At 40.5% G+C, this 1,322-nt stretch carries 1 protein-coding gene; it reads left to right on the top strand.

Going from position 1 to position 1,322, the window contains the following annotated elements; translation table 11 throughout:
* On the top strand, positions 1–1,322 hold a 1,322-nt coding region (locus tag IEV15_RS14500), incomplete at both ends, for an HYR-like domain-containing protein (RefSeq protein ID WP_444542648.1).

The following is a 1,322-nucleotide window of genomic DNA, read 5'->3' as shown; positions in this document are numbered from 1 at the left end:
AGTATTCAGCACACCAAGTGCTTCTGATGCATGTGACAGCCAAGTTAGCTTAACATATGTGGACAGCTCAGACTTAGATGAGTGTGGTTTAGGAACTGTAACTAGAACATGGACAGCAACAGACTGTGCAGGTAACTCAAGTTCAGCATCACAAATGATTACTATCGAAGACACAACAGCACCTGTAATTTCAGGAGTTGGAGACGACTTTACAATGGAATGTTCAGAGCCTGTAGTGTTCAGTACACCAAGTGCTTCTGATGCATGTGACAGCCAAGTTAGCTTAACGTATGTGGATAGCTCAGACTTAGATGAGTGTGGTTTAGGAACTGTAACTAGAACATGGACAGCAACAGACTGTGCAGGTAATTCTAGTTCAGCTTCACAAACGATTACTCTCGAAGATACAACTGCACCGGTATTTGTAGGTGACTTACCAACTAACTTAAATGTTCAATGTGATGGTGATGTTCCGGCAGCAGCAGTATTAACTGCAACGGACAATTGTAGTGATGCTACAGTTGAATTTACAGAAGTAATAACTCCTGGAGACTGTCCTGGTAAATATTTAGTTACCAGAACATGGACAGCAACAGACTGTGCTGGAAATAGTGTTTCACATACGCAAAAAATTAATGTAGAGGATACAATCGCTCCAACCTTTGTTGGTCAATTACCTCCAAGTAGTTTAACAGTAGAATGTGATAACATCCCAACACCGGAAGTATTGACAGCAATAGATAATTGTGGTACAGCTACAGTAATCTTCTTTGAAGCTATTATTCCGGGAGATTGTGAAGGAAGTTATACAATAGATCGTTTGTGGAAAGCTACAGATGATTGTAAAAACTTTACGATTCACAAACAAATTATAACAGTAATCGACACAACAGCACCTGTTATCTCAGGAGTTGGTGAAGACTTTACGGTAGAATGTCCAACAGAAGCTTCTTTCAGTTCGCCAATGGCAACTGATAATTGTGAAAGTGAAGTTAGCTTAACATATGTGGATAGCTCAGACTTAGATGAGTGTGGTTTAGGAACTGTAACTAGAACTTGGACAGCAACAGATTGTTCAGGTAACGCTAGTTCAGCTTCACAAACGATTACTATCGAAGACACTACAGCACCTGTATTCTCAGGAGTTGGTGAAGCTTACACAGTAGAATGTCCAACAGAAGCAGTATTCAGTATGCCAAGTGCAGCGGATACTTGTGATAACGAAGTAAGCGTAACATATGTGGATAGCTCAGACTTAGATGAGTGTGGTTTAGGAACTGTAACTAGAACATGGACAGCAACAGACTGTGCAGGTAACTCAA

Source organism: Flavobacterium orientale (assembly GCF_014638005.1).
Taxonomy (GTDB): domain Bacteria; phylum Bacteroidota; class Bacteroidia; order Flavobacteriales; family Flavobacteriaceae; genus Flavobacterium; species Flavobacterium orientale.
The sequence above is the reverse complement of the archived record's forward strand: the minus strand, read 5'-3'. Positions and strand labels throughout refer to the sequence as shown.